This window comes from Pseudomonas monsensis (genome assembly GCF_014268495.2).
Classification (GTDB): domain Bacteria; phylum Pseudomonadota; class Gammaproteobacteria; order Pseudomonadales; family Pseudomonadaceae; genus Aquipseudomonas; species Aquipseudomonas monsensis.
In genome coordinates this window covers 2,707,218-2,723,410 of the sequence record NZ_CP077087.1, presented here as the reverse complement: position 1 = coordinate 2,723,410, position 16,193 = coordinate 2,707,218, and the positions used below count along the sequence as shown (strand labels likewise).

General features: G+C 61.4%; 14 protein-coding genes. 11 read left to right on the top strand and 3 right to left on the bottom strand.

Annotated features, from left to right (window positions below):
• The first annotated feature begins 19 nt into the window (after positions 1–19).
• The 9 genes from tssC (at position 20) to HV782_RS11930 (ending at position 11,782) form a co-directional block, all read left to right on the top strand.
• Complete coding sequence (gene tssC, locus HV782_RS11970) at positions 20–1,504, top strand: type VI secretion system contractile sheath large subunit (RefSeq protein ID WP_186747670.1); 1,485 nt, start codon at positions 20–22, stop codon at positions 1,502–1,504.
• A gap of 74 nt (positions 1,505–1,578) precedes the next feature.
• Positions 1,579–2,076 (top strand): Hcp family type VI secretion system effector, encoded by a 498-nt coding sequence (locus tag HV782_RS11965; protein ID WP_123467681.1) that lies wholly within the window; start codon positions 1,579–1,581, stop codon positions 2,074–2,076.
• 15 nt (positions 2,077–2,091) lie between these two features.
• The gene (gene tssE, locus HV782_RS11960; protein WP_123467679.1) at positions 2,092–2,535 is read left to right on the top strand and encodes a type VI secretion system baseplate subunit TssE; all 444 of its coding nucleotides are present in this window, start codon (positions 2,092–2,094) and stop codon (positions 2,533–2,535) included.
• Entirely contained in the window at positions 2,519–4,312 is a 1,794-nt protein-coding gene (tssF, locus tag HV782_RS11955; protein ID WP_186747660.1) for a type VI secretion system baseplate subunit TssF, read from the top strand. Before tssE ends, tssF begins: the two co-directional genes overlap by 17 nt.
• Complete coding sequence (gene tssG / locus HV782_RS11950; protein WP_128615333.1) at positions 4,276–5,301, top strand: type VI secretion system baseplate subunit TssG; 1,026 nt, start codon at positions 4,276–4,278, stop codon at positions 5,299–5,301. Before tssF ends, tssG begins: the two co-directional genes overlap by 37 nt.
• A gap of 2 nt (positions 5,302–5,303) precedes the next feature.
• Positions 5,304–7,847, top strand: coding sequence for a type VI secretion system ATPase TssH (tssH, locus tag HV782_RS11945; protein ID WP_186747650.1), 2,544 nt, complete (start codon positions 5,304–5,306; stop codon positions 7,845–7,847).
• A 66-nt stretch (positions 7,848–7,913) separates the two neighbouring features.
• Positions 7,914–9,194 carry an endonuclease/exonuclease/phosphatase family protein gene (locus tag HV782_RS11940; protein WP_186747647.1) on the top strand — a complete coding sequence of 427 codons (1,281 nt, stop codon included), beginning with the start codon at positions 7,914–7,916 and terminating at the stop codon, positions 9,192–9,194.
• A 23-nt stretch (positions 9,195–9,217) separates the two neighbouring features.
• Entirely contained in the window at positions 9,218–11,227 is a 2,010-nt protein-coding gene (locus HV782_RS11935) for a type VI secretion system Vgr family protein (protein ID WP_186747645.1), read from the top strand.
• 12 nt (positions 11,228–11,239) lie between these two features.
• On the top strand, positions 11,240–11,782 hold the full coding sequence (locus HV782_RS11930) for a toxin-antitoxin system YwqK family antitoxin (protein WP_123467665.1): 543 nt from the start codon (positions 11,240–11,242) through the stop codon (positions 11,780–11,782).
• Between the two features lie 597 nt (positions 11,783–12,379).
• On the opposite strand, the gene HV782_RS11925 is transcribed toward HV782_RS11930, so the two are convergent.
• Positions 12,380–12,775: a DUF4280 domain-containing protein gene (locus tag HV782_RS11925; protein WP_008083980.1), complete on the bottom strand. Its 396-nt coding sequence runs from the start codon at positions 12,773–12,775 to the stop codon at positions 12,380–12,382.
• A gap of 190 nt (positions 12,776–12,965) precedes the next feature.
• Here HV782_RS11925 and HV782_RS11920 point away from each other — a divergent pair, with 190 nt between their 5' ends.
• Both HV782_RS11920 and HV782_RS11915 read left to right on the top strand, forming a co-directional pair.
• Positions 12,966–14,033 carry a phosphotransferase family protein gene (locus HV782_RS11920; protein WP_186747643.1) on the top strand — a complete coding sequence of 356 codons (1,068 nt, stop codon included), beginning with the start codon at positions 12,966–12,968 and terminating at the stop codon, positions 14,031–14,033.
• A gap of 22 nt (positions 14,034–14,055) precedes the next feature.
• Positions 14,056–14,823, top strand: a complete 768-nt coding sequence (locus HV782_RS11915) for an SDR family oxidoreductase (protein ID WP_041480848.1) — start codon at positions 14,056–14,058, stop codon at positions 14,821–14,823.
• A 126-nt stretch (positions 14,824–14,949) separates the two neighbouring features.
• Here the strand turns inward: HV782_RS11915 and HV782_RS11910 are convergent, their stop codons facing one another.
• On the bottom strand, positions 14,950–15,603 hold the full coding sequence (locus HV782_RS11910; RefSeq protein WP_189655927.1) for a trimeric intracellular cation channel family protein: 654 nt from the start codon (positions 15,601–15,603) through the stop codon (positions 14,950–14,952).
• Complete coding sequence (locus HV782_RS11905) at positions 15,588–15,809, bottom strand: hypothetical protein (RefSeq protein WP_128616307.1); 222 nt, start codon at positions 15,807–15,809, stop codon at positions 15,588–15,590. The genes HV782_RS11910 and HV782_RS11905 overlap by 16 nt, the downstream gene beginning before the upstream one ends.
• Positions 15,810–16,193 lie beyond the last annotated feature (384 nt).

Sequence of the window (16,193 nt, the reverse complement as noted above, 5' to 3'; positions counted from 1 at the left end):
AACCGAGGGAGCATCCGTCATGCCCGCCGCCGCCCAGAATCAAGCCAGCGACAATGCTGCAGCCGAGACTTTATCCCTGCTCGACCGGATCATCGCCGAAGGCCGCATGGCCCACGATGACAGTCAGCAGGATTACGCCCGCGACATGCTCGCGGAATTCGCCACCCAGGTGCTCGACGAAGGCATGGCCATCGACAAGGACACCGTGGCGATGATCAACGACCGCATCAGCCAGATCGACGAACTGATCAGCGCTCAGCTCAACGAGGTGCTACACCACCCCGACCTGCAAAAACTCGAAGCCTCGTGGCGCGGTTTGCACATGTTGGTGCAGAACACCGAAACCAGCACCCGCCTCAAGTTGCGCCTGCTGAACGTCACGCAGAAAGAGCTGCAGAACGATCTGGAGAAAGCCGTCGAATTCGACCAGAGCGCGCTGTTCAAGAAGATCTACGAAGAGGAATACGGCACCTTCGGCGGGCATCCGTTCAGCCTGCTGGTGGGTGACTACACCTTTGGTCGTCACCCGCAGGACATCGGCCTGCTGGAGAAACTGTCGAACGTCGCCGCCGCCGCGCACGCACCGTTCATTGCCGCCGCCAGTCCTCGGCTGTTCGACATGAACAGCTTCACCGAACTGGCGGTGCCGCGCGATCTGTCGAAAGTTTTCGAGAGTCAGGAACTGATCAAGTGGCGCTCGTTCCGCGAGAGCGAAGACTCGCGTTATGTGTCGCTGGTGCTGCCGCACTTCCTCCTGCGCCTGCCCTATGGCCCGGACACTTCACCGGTGGAAGGCATCAATTACGTCGAAGACGTCAACGGCACCGACCACAGCAAATACCTGTGGGGCAATGCCGCGTGGGCACTGTCGCAACGCATCACCGAAGCGTTTGCCAAGTATGGCTGGTGCGCGGCAATTCGCGGCGCTGAAGGCGGTGGTGCGGTGGAAGGCCTGCCGGCGCACACTTTCCGGACCAGCTCCGGCGACCTGTCGCTGAAATGCCCGACCGAAGTGGCCATTACCGACCGCCGCGAGAAGGAACTCAACGACCTCGGTTTCATCGCCCTGTGCCACAAGAAAAACAGCGACATCGCGGTGTTCTTCGGCGGCCAGACCACCAACAAATCCAAGATCTACAACACCAACGAGGCCAACGCCAACGCACGGATCTCGGCGATGTTGCCGTACGTGCTCGCGGCCTCGCGTTTCGCCCATTACCTGAAGGTGATCATGCGCGACAAGGTCGGCAGTTTCATGACCCGCGACAACGTGCAGACCTACCTCAATAACTGGATCGCCGACTACGTGCTGATCAACGACAACGCGCCGCAGGAAATCAAGGCGCAGTACCCGTTGCGCGAAGCGCGGGTGGATGTCACCGAGGTGGCCGGCAAGCCGGGGGCCTACCGCGCGACGGTGTTCCTGCGGCCGCACTTTCAGCTGGAGGAACTGACGGCGTCGATTCGCCTGGTGGCGACCTTGCCGCCACCGGTTGCTGCCTGACCTGCTGCCCCCGCCGCCCGTGCGGCGGGGGCCTGCCCTATATCTAGCGTGATACCTTTCAGGAGTTTCAAGCGATGGATGCAATCATTCTCGACCTCGGTGGCGACATCAAAGGCGACAGCCTGCTCGAGGGTTACAAGGACAAGATCGAAGTCATGTCCTACAGCCACAACGTGGCCATGCAGGTCACCAATGACGTCAGCAACTCGGAGCGCACGTCGGGCCGGCCACACATTGGTGAATTCACCCTGACCAAATTCGTCGACAGCTCAACGCCGTCGCTCAACGAATACTGCTGCGCGGGCAAACCGATTCCCGAAGCGAAGATCACCATCGGCCGCAATGCCGCCGAGGGCAGCGGGCAGTTGATGCCATTCATCATCTACACCCTGACCAATGTCGTGCTGTCCAACGTCAGTGTCAGCGGTGGCACCGGTGGCAAACCGGTGGAAACCCTGTCGCTGAACTTCACCAAGATCAAATGGGAACTCACCGCGCAGAAAGACGACGGCACCAAGGAAGGCACCGCCGGTACGGTCTGGGATCTGGCGGCCAACAAGGCCAGCAAGTAACCGGTCGCCCTGGCCATGGCTGGCACCGGGATCCGCGCGCCGCTGTTCGAACGCCTCGCGTCCAGCGAGGCCGAGGGCGCACGGGAGTTTGATCGGCAGGCGTTGCTCGACTCGGTGCATGCCGAGCTCGGGCGCCTGTTCAACACCCGTCGCGGCTCACGCCCACTGACCCGGCCGCCCAGCGTGATCGACTACGGCATCGCCGACTGGAGCGCCTTGCAACAACAGCGCAGCGATGACCGCCGGCAACTGGCGCGGGACATCCGCGAAGCCATCACCCATTTCGAACCGCGCCTGAAACTCGGCGAGGTGCAGGTCAATCCGGTGCCCGAACACCCGCAACAATTGAGCATTCGCCTGCTCGGCGAGTTGCGCAGTGGCCAGCAACACTGGCCGGTGGCATTTGTCATCGAGCCCGGCGGCCAGGGCCTGGAGGTGCGCCATGAGCGACTCGATTGACGCGCAACTGCTCGATTACTACCAACGCGAACTGACCTGGCTGCGACACGCCGGCAGCCAGTTTGCCGAACGCTATCCGAAAGTCGCGCGGCGCCTGGAGTTGTCACCCGGTGAATGCCCCGACCCGCATGTCGAACGTTTGCTGGAAGGCTTTGCCCTGCTTGCAGCCCGTCTACAACGACGCCTGGATGACGATTACGCCGAATTCAGCGACGCGCTGCTCGAACAGCTTTACCCCTTGGCCATGCGCCCGCTGCCCTCCTGCGCCATCGTCCAGTTCGAGCCGGACCCGAGCAAAGGCAATCTCGACGAAGGCTATCCCCTGCCCCGCGACACGCCATTATTCGTCACCACCGACAAGGGCCAGAGCATTCACTTTCGCAGCACGGCTGCCGTGCACTTGTGGCCTGTCGAAGTGACTGAAGCCTTGATCCTCGGCAGTGACGAAGCCCAGGCGCTGACGGGTGTTGCACAGTCGCGCTCGGCCTTGCGACTGAGCCTGCGCTGCCTGGGCGAAAGCCAATGGGCGGGGCTCGGCATCGAACAGTTGCGCATTCACCTGGCAGCGTCGCCGGTGATCAATGCCTGCCTCTATGACTTGCTCGGTGCGCATGCGATGCAGGTTCTGGCCGGCTCACCGGGCAGCGTTCCGACGCCGCTGAAAGGTCTGCCGAAGATTGTCGGATTTGCCGACGACGAAGCGCTGTTACCCGACGAAGACGGTGTGCATCCGGGCATGCGCCTGCTGGCCGAATACTTTGCCTTTGCGGACAAATTCCACTTCTTCGACCTGCCCTTGCGCGGCGTGACCAGCGACAGCCAGACACTGTATCTGTACATCGTCTTCGACCGCGCTCCGGGCAGTCGCCTGCATTTGCAGGCCAGTGATATCGCCCTCGGTTGCGCGCCGGTGATCAACCTGTTTCCGCGGACCTCCGAGCCGCTGCGTCCCGATGGGACCCACAGCGAATACCGCCTGATTGCCGACAGCCACCGCGAGAACAGCGTGGAGATCCACAGCATTCGCGGCATGCGCGCCAGCTCTAGCGCGGGGGTGCAACGCTTGCCGGCCTACTACGGCAGTCAGCACAGCGGTGGCGATCAGCAGCGTTACTGGCATGCACGACGGGTCAGCGGCATGACACCGAACCGCCTCGGCAGCGACCTGTTGGTCAGCGTGGTCGACACCCGCTTCGAGCCGCAGACGGACTTGCCCGATTACAGCCTCACCGCCGAACTGCTCTGCACCAATCGCCACCTGGCGCAAAGCCTGCCGGCCGGCACACCGTTGGGATTCGAGCGCCCGGGACCTGTGGCCTGGGCGCGTCTGCGCAATCCGCCCAGCCCACAAAGTCTGCCACGGCTGGACGGTGATTCACGCTGGCGACTGGTGTCGCAACTGACCCTCAATCACCTGTCACTGGTCGAAGGCCCACAGGCGCTCGATGCGCTGAAAGAAATTCTGCAGTTGCACAACCTGCGCGATGAAGCCAGTGCCCTGCGCCAGATCGAAGGCCTGTTGAGCCTGCATGCCGAGCGGATCATCGGTCACGTCGGGGCTGACGCCTGGCGCGGTTGGCGCAATGGTCTGGAGGTGCAAGTGCAGCTCGATCCGCAGCACTTTGTCGGCAGTAGCGCGGTGTTGTTTTGCGCCGTGCTGGCGCAGTTCTTTTCGCTGTACGCCACGGCCAATCGCTTTGTGCGCACGGTATTGATACAGGACGACAAGGAGGTCAAGGCATGGCAACCCCAAGCCGGCATGCCCCTGTCGCTCTGACCCTGAGCCAGCGTCTGCGCCGCGATCCGCAGGCGTTCGAGTTGTTGCAGGCGCTGTTGCTGCTGGAGCGCGAACAGCCGCAGGCCGAATCCCTCGGCAGCGGCACTTCGCCCCAGGCCGAAGCGGTGAAACTGCGTGGGCCGTTGACGCCGATGTTCGCCGCCAGCCAGATCGAAAGCCTGCGCGAAGCGCCGGGCGAGCCGCTGACCCTCGACACGCCGGTGTTCGGCCTCGGCGGTCCCGACGGCCCCCTGCCCTACGCCTATCAGGAATGGCTGCAACAACGCGCCCGGGCCAAGGATCATGCGCCGGCCGAGTTCCTCGATCTGTTCCAGCATCGCCTGCTCAGCCTGCTGTACAAGGTGATGCGCAAACACCGGATAGCCTTGGGTTTCGTCACGCCGGGAGCGTCGCCGGTGCAGGCGCAATTGCGCGCACTGACCGGGTTGTTACCCAAGTCGTTGCAGGAGCGCCAGGCCGTGCCGGATTGCGCGGTGCTGGCCTGCACCGCGTTGTTCGCCGATGGCCGCCGTTCGCTGGCCGGGTTCGCGGCGATTGTCCGCGAACAGTTTGCCGTGCCGGTCGCGCTGAGTGCCTACGAAGGTGCCTGGCGCGAAATTCCAGTGGCCAGCCGCAGCCTGATGCAGGCCGGCGGCCGCAACCTGCAATTGGGCCGTACAGCGGTGGCCGGCACGCGGGTCTGGGATGAGCACGCCGGCATTCGCCTGACACTCGGGCCATTGCCGTCGGCGCAGGCCGCACGGTTCCTGCCCGATGGCGAAGTGCATCCGGCGCTGGCCAGCCTTGCCGCATTGTATTTCGGCCCGGATCTGGACGTGAAACTGGTGTTGCTGGTGCGCGGTGCCGGGCCGCTGAAACTCGGCCGGCAGGTGCCGACGCTGCTGAGCTGGAACGGCGGTCTGCAACGCCAGGCCAGCCTTGCCGTGCAACGCATCGAAACCCGTCTGCGTCAGCTGGAGATCACCTGAAAATGGAACTGGCCAGCCTGATCGGACGCCTCAACCCGGACAACCGCCGCGCCCTCGAACGCGCCGCGCAACGCTGTTTGCAGCGCGGCCATCACTTTGTCGAGATCGAACACCTGCTGCTGGAATTGCTCGACATCGAGGGTGGCGACTTTGCTTTTCTGCTGCCGCGTTTCGGGCTGGAACGGGATGCGCTGAGTGCGGAAATCAACAAGGCACTCGACCTGTTCAAGGCCGGCAGCACGCGCACGCCAGCACTGTCATCGCACACCTTGGGCCTGCTCGAAGATGCGGTGGTGCAGGCCAGTGTGCTGGGGCTCGAAAGCATTCGTTCCGGGTTGTTATTGCTGGCACTGATTGACCGTGATGAGCGCCGCAGTCTGCTGCTCAACAGCGCCTCGTCGTTACTGCGAATTCCCAAAGAAGCGCTGCGGGCGAACTTGCTGGAGTGGACCGAAAACTCCCGTGAACATGTCGGCTCGCGTTCCGCGGCTTCCTCTGGAAATCCTGCGCCACGCCAGGATTCGGTGCTGGATCAATACACCCAGGATCTGACCGCCGATGCCCATGCCGGGCGCATCGACCCGATCGTGGGTCGCGATGGCGAAATCCGCCAATGCATCGACATCCTGCTACGCCGCCGGCAGAACAACCCGATTCTGGTCGGCGCACCGGGCGTGGGCAAAACCGCCGTGGTCGAAGGCCTGGCCTTGCGCATCGCCGCCGGTGACGTGCCGCCGTCGTTGCAGGAGGTCAGCCTGCGTGTGCTCGACCTAGGCCTGTTGCAGGCCGGCGCCGGGGTCAAAGGCGAGTTCGAACAACGGCTCAAAGGCGTGATCGACGCGGTCCGCAGTGCCGACAAACCGATCATCCTGTTCATCGACGAAGCCCACACCCTGATCGGTGCCGGCGGTGCCGAGGGTGGCAGCGATGCGGCCAACCTGCTGAAGCCGGCGCTGGCCCGTGGCGAGTTGCGCACGCTCGCGGCCACAACGTGGATGGAGTACAAAAAATACTTCGAGAAAGACCCGGCCCTCGCCCGTCGTTTTCAACTGGTGCAGGTGGAAGAGCCGGACGAAATCACCGCCGTGGAAATGCTCCGTGGCGTTGCCGCCAAACTTGAACAGCACCACGGCGTGCAAGTGCTCGATGCGGCGATCCACGAAGCGGTGAAACTCTCGCACCGCTACATCTCCGGTCGCCAGTTACCGGACAAGGCCATCAGCGTGCTCGACACCGCGTGTGCCCGCGTCGCCCTCGGCCAGCACGATGTGCCGCCGCCGCTGGAAAGCCTGCGTCATCGGCAAAACAGCCTCAAGGACGAAGTCGAACGCCTGCGCCGCGAGCAAGCCACAGGCCTCGATCACCGCGAACGCATCACCCTGCTGGAAAGCGAATCGCAGGGCAACGTGCAGGCGATCCGCGAACTGGAAACCCGCTGGAGCGAAGAACGCGTGGCCGTGCGCGAACTGCTCGACACCCGCCGCGAATTGCTCGACTTGAGCGAACGCGCCGACAGCGACAAACCCGATGAAGCCACCGACAGCCGCATCGACCACCTGGCCGCCGAACTGCTGCGCCTCGAGGCGGGACTGGACGCGATTCGCCAGGACGATCCGCTGGTGCCCGAACAGGTCGACGCAAAAACCGTCGCTGCGGTGATCGCCGGCTGGACCGGCATCCCCGTTGGCAAAATGCTCGCCGACGAAGCCCACGCGGTACGCACCCTCGGCACCCGCATGGGTCAACGGGTGATGGGCCAGAGCACCGCGCTCAACACCATCGCCCAGCGCTTGCAGGCGTATCGCGCGGGCCTGACCGATCCACAGAAACCGGTCGGTGTGTTCCTGCTGGTCGGCCCCACAGGCGTAGGCAAAACCGAAACTGCGTATGCACTCGCCGACGCCTTGTACGGCGGCGAACGCAACCTGATCAGCATCAACCTTTCCGAATATCAGGAAGCCCACACCGTAAGCCAACTCAAAGGCGCGCCACCCGGTTATGTCGGTTATGGCAGCGGCGGCGTACTGACCGAAGCGGTGCGACGCAAACCGTATTCGGTGGTACTGCTGGACGAAATCGAGAAGGCCCATCCGGATGTGCTCGAAGCGTTCTACAACGTTTTCGACAAGGGCTTGATGGAGGATGGCACCGGCTTGGTGGTGGACTTCAAAAACACTGTGATGCTCGCCACCAGCAACGTCGGCGCGGAGCTTTTGCTGGATACACCCGCCGCGCAACTCGGCTCGGATGCCTTCAACGAGGCACTGCACAAAGTCCTCTTGCAAGCCTTCCGCCCGGCGTTTCTGGCGCGCATGACCGTGGTCGCCTATCGACCGCTGGATGAAGCGACGCTGGAGGGGATTGTGTTGGCGAAACTGGAAAAACTGCGGGGCCGTTACAAGGCGGCAACGGGCAAACAATTCGAGTTTGATTCGGGAATCGTTAAAGCGGTACTCGCCAAGTGCAGCGCGGCGGGTGCGCGGGATGTCGAGAACGTGTTGATGACGCAGGTGACAGGGAAACTGGCGGAGTGGGTTTTAGAGTGAACGACACAGGAAAAGCTGCGTCGCGCCCTTTCTCGTAAGTGTTCGACTTCTTTGCAGGTATTCGCGATGCCCTACAAAATTCTTATATGGAACACGCAGCACTTCCATAACCAGAGCAAAAAAGAATCAGAGGCATACCAGGCAAAGGCCGCTTACCTGAGCAAAGTATTGCTGCTCAAGCGGCCCGATATTCTTGCACTCTTTGAAACGGGCACGACCGGGGCGCCCAATGTCAGCGCAGAGAAGTTGCTGGAATCGCGCGGATACCGGTTGGTGCATGCGCTGGACAACGAGGGCGGCGCGCGAATCGACACGACTTTAGGTTCGATGGTGTTCGTGCGCAATGAACTGGCAGGAGCCTTCGAGATGCTCTCCGACTACATACTGGGCGCTTCCGAGCGGCGCGCACCGATCGTCATACGACATAAATACAATGGCGACGCCCTGGCCTTCTATCATGCCAACTCATCTTATAAGGCGGCCGAAATCACGGCCGAAACCATCAACTTCATCGTTGCCAACAAGCGTGAAAAATTTCGCGAACTGATTTTCTTCGGCGGCGACCTGAATGCCGAGCCTCACGAGAATCACAAGGAAATCAGGCCTCCCGAGCACAGACCGCTGAAGCCCGTCCCACCCGCTACAGCCGGCACCCATATTCAGATCACCAACAAGACGCTCAAGGAGGCCAGACTGGATTGGCGCAACAATGTCGAGTATGTGTTCGACGACGAACAAGGCATTGATGTGCCCGTGCGTTCCCAGGAAAGCTGGAATACAAGCTATCGGTGGGATGAGGGCATCTGCGAGGACGAGTATGTTGCCACCCCTCGGGTTCTCGACTACGCCTACGTCACAGATACCTATCGCTGGAATTGCGAATGCGACGGCCGAGCGCAGTGCATCCCGAACGGTACCGGCGGTTATAAAGCCATCAGACGTATCAGTTATGGCGACGTAATTCGGAGTGACCACTTCCCGGTATTTTACTTCGGCAAACGACATGATGAAGAAGCGACCTTTCTCGTGCATATCGCAGAAGATCCCTATCTGAGTGCCGCATTGAAAAACCGGCTCGGCGCCGGTGAGCAGCGGATAACCCTGCGTTTTGGCTCCTTCAAGTCTTCACCGGTAGAGATGGAAGCTCCGCTTGACGCTACGTATTGGGCCTGGACGAGCGCAAAGACTTTGCGGGTGACATCAACGAGCAATCTGACAGGGCATTTTCGCTTCAAGAAACAGATTGGCGTGACATGGCCGGCCATCATCGAATTTCCCGCCGTGTCCGGAGCAATCGGCAGCAGCGCAAAGCTCACGCTGTATGTAACGGGTATCGACTATGAATAGTTTTCCCCCCCTCGAGATTGCTCATGACTCGCTCGACTGACAGCAACACCACCCTCTCCCTCACCGCCCCCTCGCTGTCGGCGCTTTATCCTGAATCACTGTCCGGTGAAGAAGCCCTCAACTCACTCGGATCGCAAACCCTCAACGGCGTGAATGACGGCGCCTCTCTGACGCTGACCAGTGCCATTGCCACCCACGTCACCACCACCCTGCACAATGACGCGCAACTGCGCCCGTACGATGCGCTGGTTGCCGAAATCCGCCAACTGCCCGCCGATGCCACGGCCGAGCGCTACCAGTTGCTGTTAAGGCCGTGGCTGTGGTGGCTGACCCTGGCGAGCAATAACCGGGTGTTCCAGAACCTCGCCACCTCGGACATCGTCACGACGATTTTCAAGGCCCACGGCTTTACCGATTTCAAGCTGTCGCTGAGCGGCAGTTACACACCGCGCGAATACTGCGTGCAGTACGGCGAAACCGATTTCGCATTTGTTTCGCGGTTGCTGGAAGAAGACGGCATTTTCTGGTTTTTCACCCACGACAGCGGCAAACACACGCTGGTGCTCGGTGACAGCAACGACGCCTTCGTAGCGATCCCCAACGGGCCGAAGGTCAAGTATCTGGGTCAGGGAATGGGTGAACGTGAGTTACACGGAATTCGCGCCGGGCAGGTGTGCCTGCAAGCGGTGGCCGGAGTGTATCGGGCCACGGATTACGAATTCACCACGCCAACCACATCGCTGTATGGCCAGGCGGAAGCGGTGGCCGGGCCGCGTTCGATCTACGAGCATCCGGGCGGTTACAACGCCAAGGCCCGGGGCGATGCGCTGACCAAGCAACGGGTTGAGGGTTTGCGCAGCGAAGAGAAACGTTTTGTCGGTGAAAGCGACTGTCGCTGGCTGGTGCCGGGGCACTGGTTCACCCTCGACGGGCATGAAGACGCGAGCCTGAATATCGACTGGGTGGTGACGCGGGTCACCCATGACGTCAGCCACGAACGCTATCGCAACCGTTTTGAAGCGATCCCCAAAGCCACGCCGTTCCGCGCGCAACGCACCACGCCGAAACCGCGCATGCATCCGCAGACCGCCATTGTCGTGGGCAAGTCTGGCGAAGAAATCTGGACCGACGAGTACGGCCGGATCAAGTTGCAGTTCCCGTGGGATCGCGACGGCAAGAACGATGAAACCAGTTCCTGCTGGGTGCGTGTGGTGTTGCCGTGGAGCGGCAAAGGCTTCGGCATGCAGTTCATTCCGCGCATCGGTCAGGAAGTCATCGTGACCTTTATCGACGGCGATCCCGACCGGCCGCTGGTCACCGGTTGCGTGTACAACGGCGACAACGCCCTGCCCTACGCCTTGCCGGCCAATCAGACCCATTCGGGGATCAAGACGCAGTCATCCAAGGGTGGCGGTGGTTTCAACGAGCTGCGTTTTGAGGACAAGAAGGATGCCGAAGAGGTGTTTTTGCAGGCGCAGAAAGACCTGAAGATCAATGTCCTCAACGACACCACCGCCACCGTCGGCCACGACGAAACCCTCACCGTACAGAATGCACGCACCCGCACGGTCAAGGACGGCGACGAGACCGTAACCCTGGAGAAAGGCAAACGCAGCGTCACGATTCAGACCGGCAGCGACACCCTGGACGTCAAGGACAGCCGCACGGTGAAAGTCGGTGCCGATCAGAATCACAGCACCGGCGGCAACTACACCGACAAAGTCACCGGCGATTACAGCCTGACCGTCGACGGCAACCTGACGATCAAGGTCAGCGGCACCCTGACCCTGCAAAGTGGCGGCAGCTTCACCATCAAAAGTGGCGCCGATCTGGCCACGTCGGCCAGTACCTCGATCACCCACAAGGCCGGAACTGCCTTGACCAATCAGGCCGGTACATCGCTGGACAACAAGGCCGGTACCACACTGACCAACGATGCCGGGATAAGCCTGACCAACAAGGGCGCGGCTTCGCAGACTGTCGATGGTGGCGGCATGCTGACCATCAAGGGCGGGCTGGTGCAAGTCAACTGACAGGGAGCACTCATGGCGATCACACCGCTGGATCTGCAGCAGGATGACAAGCAGCTCAAGGGACGTCTGCAGGAGGGCCAGCTCGACGGGCCGCTGCAGATCAAGGATGACGGGCGCAAGCAGGCAGACCTCAACTACAGCGCCGGGGTGCTGCAAGGAACCTCCCTGCTCTATCACCCCAATGGCAAGGTCTCGGCGCAGATGCCATTTGTGCGCGACAAGGTGCAAGGCGTCGCGAGTTTCTATTCCGCAGAGGGCTGGTTGCAACGCAAGGCGACCTACCGCCGTGGGTTGCTGCATGGCGAGGCGTTCAATTACTTTCCTGACGGACAAGTGGCTGAGGCGGAGTTTTATCGCGATGGTGTGCGTGAGGGGCGTTATCAGCGCTTTCATCCCAATGGCAAACCGGCGGCCGAGGCGCGGTATGTGAACGGGCAGTTGCTGGAGCCGGAGCAAGGCTTTGCCGAGGATGGCCGGCCGCTGGGAGCGGATGGCAAGCCGATTTCGCGGGTGCGGTGGTGGTATCGGCAGTGGGCGGATCCGCAGCAGGCCTGAGAACCTTGGAAAGCCCCTCACCCTAACCCTCTCCCCGAGGGAGAGGGAACTGATCGGGGGAGATTGGCGAGTTACGCCGACGTGAAAGGTATGCAGTGAATCCATAATCGACTCGGTCGTTCAGGTCGATGTATCGCGATAGACACCTTGGTCGGCTCACTCTCCACGAGGGAGAGGGAATTGATCGGGGGAGATTGGCGAGTTACGCCGGCGTGAAAGGTATGCAGTGAATCCATCATCGGCTCGGTCGTTCAGGTCGATGTATCGCGATAGACACCTTGGTCGGCTCACTCTCCCCGAGAGAGAGGGAACTGATCGGGGGAGATTGGCGAGTTATGCCGGCGTGAAAGGTATGCAGTGAATCCATCATCGGCTCGGTCGTTCAGGTCGATGTATCGCGATAGACATTTTGGTCGGCTCACTCTCCCTCTCCTCGACGGAGAGGGAACTGATCGGGGGAGATTGGCGAGTTACGCCGGCGTGAAAGGTATGCAGTGAATCCATCATCGGCTCGGTCGTTCAGGTCGATGTATCGCGACAGACATCTTGGTCTGCCCCCTCTCCCTCTGGGAGAGGGCTGGGGTGAGGGTTAGCGGTTCAGGGGATGAGCATCTGCATCTGCCCCGGCATGGCGATCTTGATCACCCCCGCCCAGTTGCACATCAAGGTGCTGTTGGCATCAATCGCCGGCATGCCGCCCAATAACAACGTCGGCGCGCCACCGGGGATCCACGGTGTGGCCGTCGCCGGAATGCACGGCATCGGCGTCAACACCCCAAGCGCCGCAGCGGTTGCCGCCGCCACCATAGGATTGGCCATGCTCATGCACACTCCGAACGGCAGGATATTGACCAGCGGGATGTGATCCATGATGTTCGCCGCCGGCATGCCGCCGGTCAGCGTGCGGTTCACTGGCAGCACATTGAGCATCGACGGCGCGGCGCCAAAGCTGCATTGCAATGTGGCGGTGGCACAGACTTGCGGACAGCCCATTTCCCGACTCCTTCGTGGACACGGCATACCCGCTAAACCTTAGTCTGCTGCGGCTCCTCGCGCACATTCCCAAAGGTGATTATCCGGCAACACGCTAACCTATAAGACCGACCCGCGCTTGTGACCGCCCGAGCGCGCCATTAGATTAGCCAATGATGTCTGGCCTCCAAAATAAGCAGAAGGGATAAGCATGGCGCTTACTGACCAGTCCACCCGTATCCGCTCTGGCGAAGAACTCGATGCCAGCCTGATTGATCCGTACCTCAAGGCGCATATTCCGGGCCTGAGCGGCTTACCTGCGATCAGCCAGTTTCCCGGCGGCGCGTCGAACCTGACCTACCTGCTGGAATACCCGGAGCAGGAGTTCGTCCTGCGCCGTCCGCCGTTCGGCCACAAGGCCAAATCCGCCCACGACATGGGCCGCGAATTTCGTATCCTCAATCAATTGCGCGACGGTTTTCCGTACTGCCCGAAAGCCTACGTGCACTGCACCGACGAAGCGGTGATCGGCGCCGAGTTCTACGTGATGGAACGGGTCAAGGGCATCATCCTGCGCTCGGAACTGCCGCCGGAGCTGGGCCTCGATGCGGCGAAAACCGAAGCACTGTGCAAAAGTTTCATTGACCGCTTCGTCGAGCTGCACCGGGTCGACTACAACGCTTGCGGCCTCGGCGATCTGGGCAAGCCGGAAGGCTACGTTGCCCGTCAGATCAAGGGCTGGAGCGAACGCTACGAAAAAGCCCTGACCCCGGACGCACCGCACTGGGAAGCCGTCAAAGCCTGGCTCAACGACAAGATGCCGGCCGATCACCCGACCTCGAGCATCGTCCACAACGACTACCGCTTCGACAACGTCATCCTCGACCCGGACAACCCGATGCAGATCATCGGCGTGCTCGACTGGGAACTGACCACCCTCGGCGATCCGCTGATGGACCTGGGCAACACCCTCGCCTACTGGATCGAAGCCGGCGATCCGGCACCGGTGCAACTGATGCGCCGTCAGCCGAGCCACGCGCCAGGCATGCTCACCCGCCGCGAGTTCGTCGACTACTACGCCGAACGCTCGGGCATCCAGATCGACAATTTCGACTTCTACTACACCTACGGTCTGTTCCGCCTGGCCGGCATCGTGCAGCAGATCTACTACCGCTTCTACCATGGCCAGACCCAGGACAAACGCTTCGCGCAGTTCATTCACATGAACAAACTGCTGGAGCAGATGAGCCTGCAGGTCATTGCGAAATCGAGCCTCTGACGGCCCACACCAAGGAACCCCTATGTCCAAGACTCAGTTGTTCGACCTCGACGGCAAGATCGCTTTTGTTTCCGGCGCCAGCCGTGGCATCGGTGAAGCCATCGCCAAACTGCTGGCCCAGCAAGGCGCCCACGTGATCGTTTCGAGCCGCAAGCTCGAAGGCTGCCAGCACGTCGCCGATGCGATCATCGCCGCCGGCGGCAAAGCCACCGCCGTGGCCTGCCATATCGGTGAAATGGAACAGATCAGCCAGGTGTTCGCCGGGATCAAGGAACAGTTCGGCCGCCTGGATATTCTGGTGAACAACGCTGCGACCAACCCGCAGTTCTGCAACGTGCTCGACACCGATCTGGGTGCGTTCCAGAAGACCGTCGATGTAAACATCCGCGGCTATTTCTTCATGTCGGTCGAAGCCGGCAAGCTGATGCGCGAGAACGGTGGTGGCAGCATCATCAACGTCGCGTCGATCAACGGCATTTCGCCGGGGATCTTCCAGGGCATCTACTCGGTGACCAAGGCTGCTGTGATCAACATGACCAAGGTCTTCGCCAAGGAATGCGCGCAATTCGGCATCCGCTGCAACGCCCTGCTGCCGGGCCTGACCGACACCAAATTCGCCTCGGCGCTGGTGAAGAACGATGCAATCCTCAAGCAGGCGCTGACGCAAATTCCGCTCAAGCGTGTGGCTGATCCGAGTGAAATGGCCGGGGCGGTGCTGTACCTGGCGAGTGATGCGTCGAGCTATACCACCGGGGTTGCGCTGAATGTGGACGGTGGGTTTCTGTCCTGAGTTAAACGGCAAATGATTAACCCTGTGGGAGCGAGCTTGCTCGCGAATGCGGTGTGTCAACCCAATCATTGTCGATTGACACTACGCCTTCGCGAGCAAGCTCGCTCCCACAGGTCGTTGCTTGAATCAGGCATCGAGGACCTTCGGTAACTGCCAGCCGAAATGCACCGAGAGCAACCGCAGCGTCAGACACGCCGCTCCCGCCAGCAACGCCGCCGCTACCGGCGAAACGCCCAGCCTGCGGCCCATGATCAACACCGCTGCACCGACAAACGCCGAACTGGCATACAAATCCGCCTGCAACACCACGGGTATCCGCGCCAGCACAATGTCGCGAATCACCCCGCCACCGACGCCGGTGATCGTGCCCATCAGCATCGCCACAAACGGCGTGATCCCGAAATTCAACGCCTTCTGCGCCCCGGCCACGGCAAACAGCGCCAGCCCCGCCGCGTCCAGTACGATCAGGGTTGAACCGGACCAGCCCAACACCTGCTCATGACAGACAAACGCCAGCCCGCCCATGAAAAACGCCAGCGCCGGATAACGCCAGTCGGCCACGGCGTTGGGCGGCGTGGCACCGATCAGCACGTCACGGGTCACCCCGCCGCCAAGCGCGACAATAAACGCAATCACCATCACCCCGAGCAAATCGAGCTGACTGTGCATTGCCGCAATCGCACCCTCGACAGCAAACACCGCCGTACCGGCCAGGTCGGCCACCAGCACAATCCGCTCAACCCGAGACTTGCGCCCCGCCGGCGCTATTGAGTGACGCAACGGGTCGTGGTGATGTGACGAGTGGTTTGCCCGTCGACATACATGTCGCCGGCCACTTGAGTGTTCTCAAGCACCTGACAGGTGCGTACCGGCGGCGGAGGCGGCGCGGCCGGTGGAGGTGGCGGCGGACTGGCACAACCGGCCAGCAACGCTACGGAAAAAACCAGCGACAGCGGCGAACACACGCGTTTCCCAAGATTGTTCATAGGACGACCCGCGATAAAGGGAGACCCACTCCCGCGCACAACCCAACACGGAAGACCTGACCACTCATTCTTTATAGCCGAGCCCCCTGTAACCGCCAGTAAACCCGCCGCCGAAGACATGCCTGGCTGTCGATTTTGCTTTTCGGCACAGCCGAACCCTGGTCGGCTGTCAGGCCGCCATCGCTGGCAAGCCAGCTCCCACAGTTGGTTTGAGTGCATTCAGTTAGAGCATGGTCGGTTATCAGGCCGCCTTCGCTGGCAAGCCAGCTCCCACAGTTGGTTTGAGTGCATTCAGTTAGAGCATGGTCGGCTGTCAGGCCGCCACTGTCTCCCACAATAACCGAGCCAACCAATAGGCCGAGTGTCAGCTCGCCTGCTTTTGAT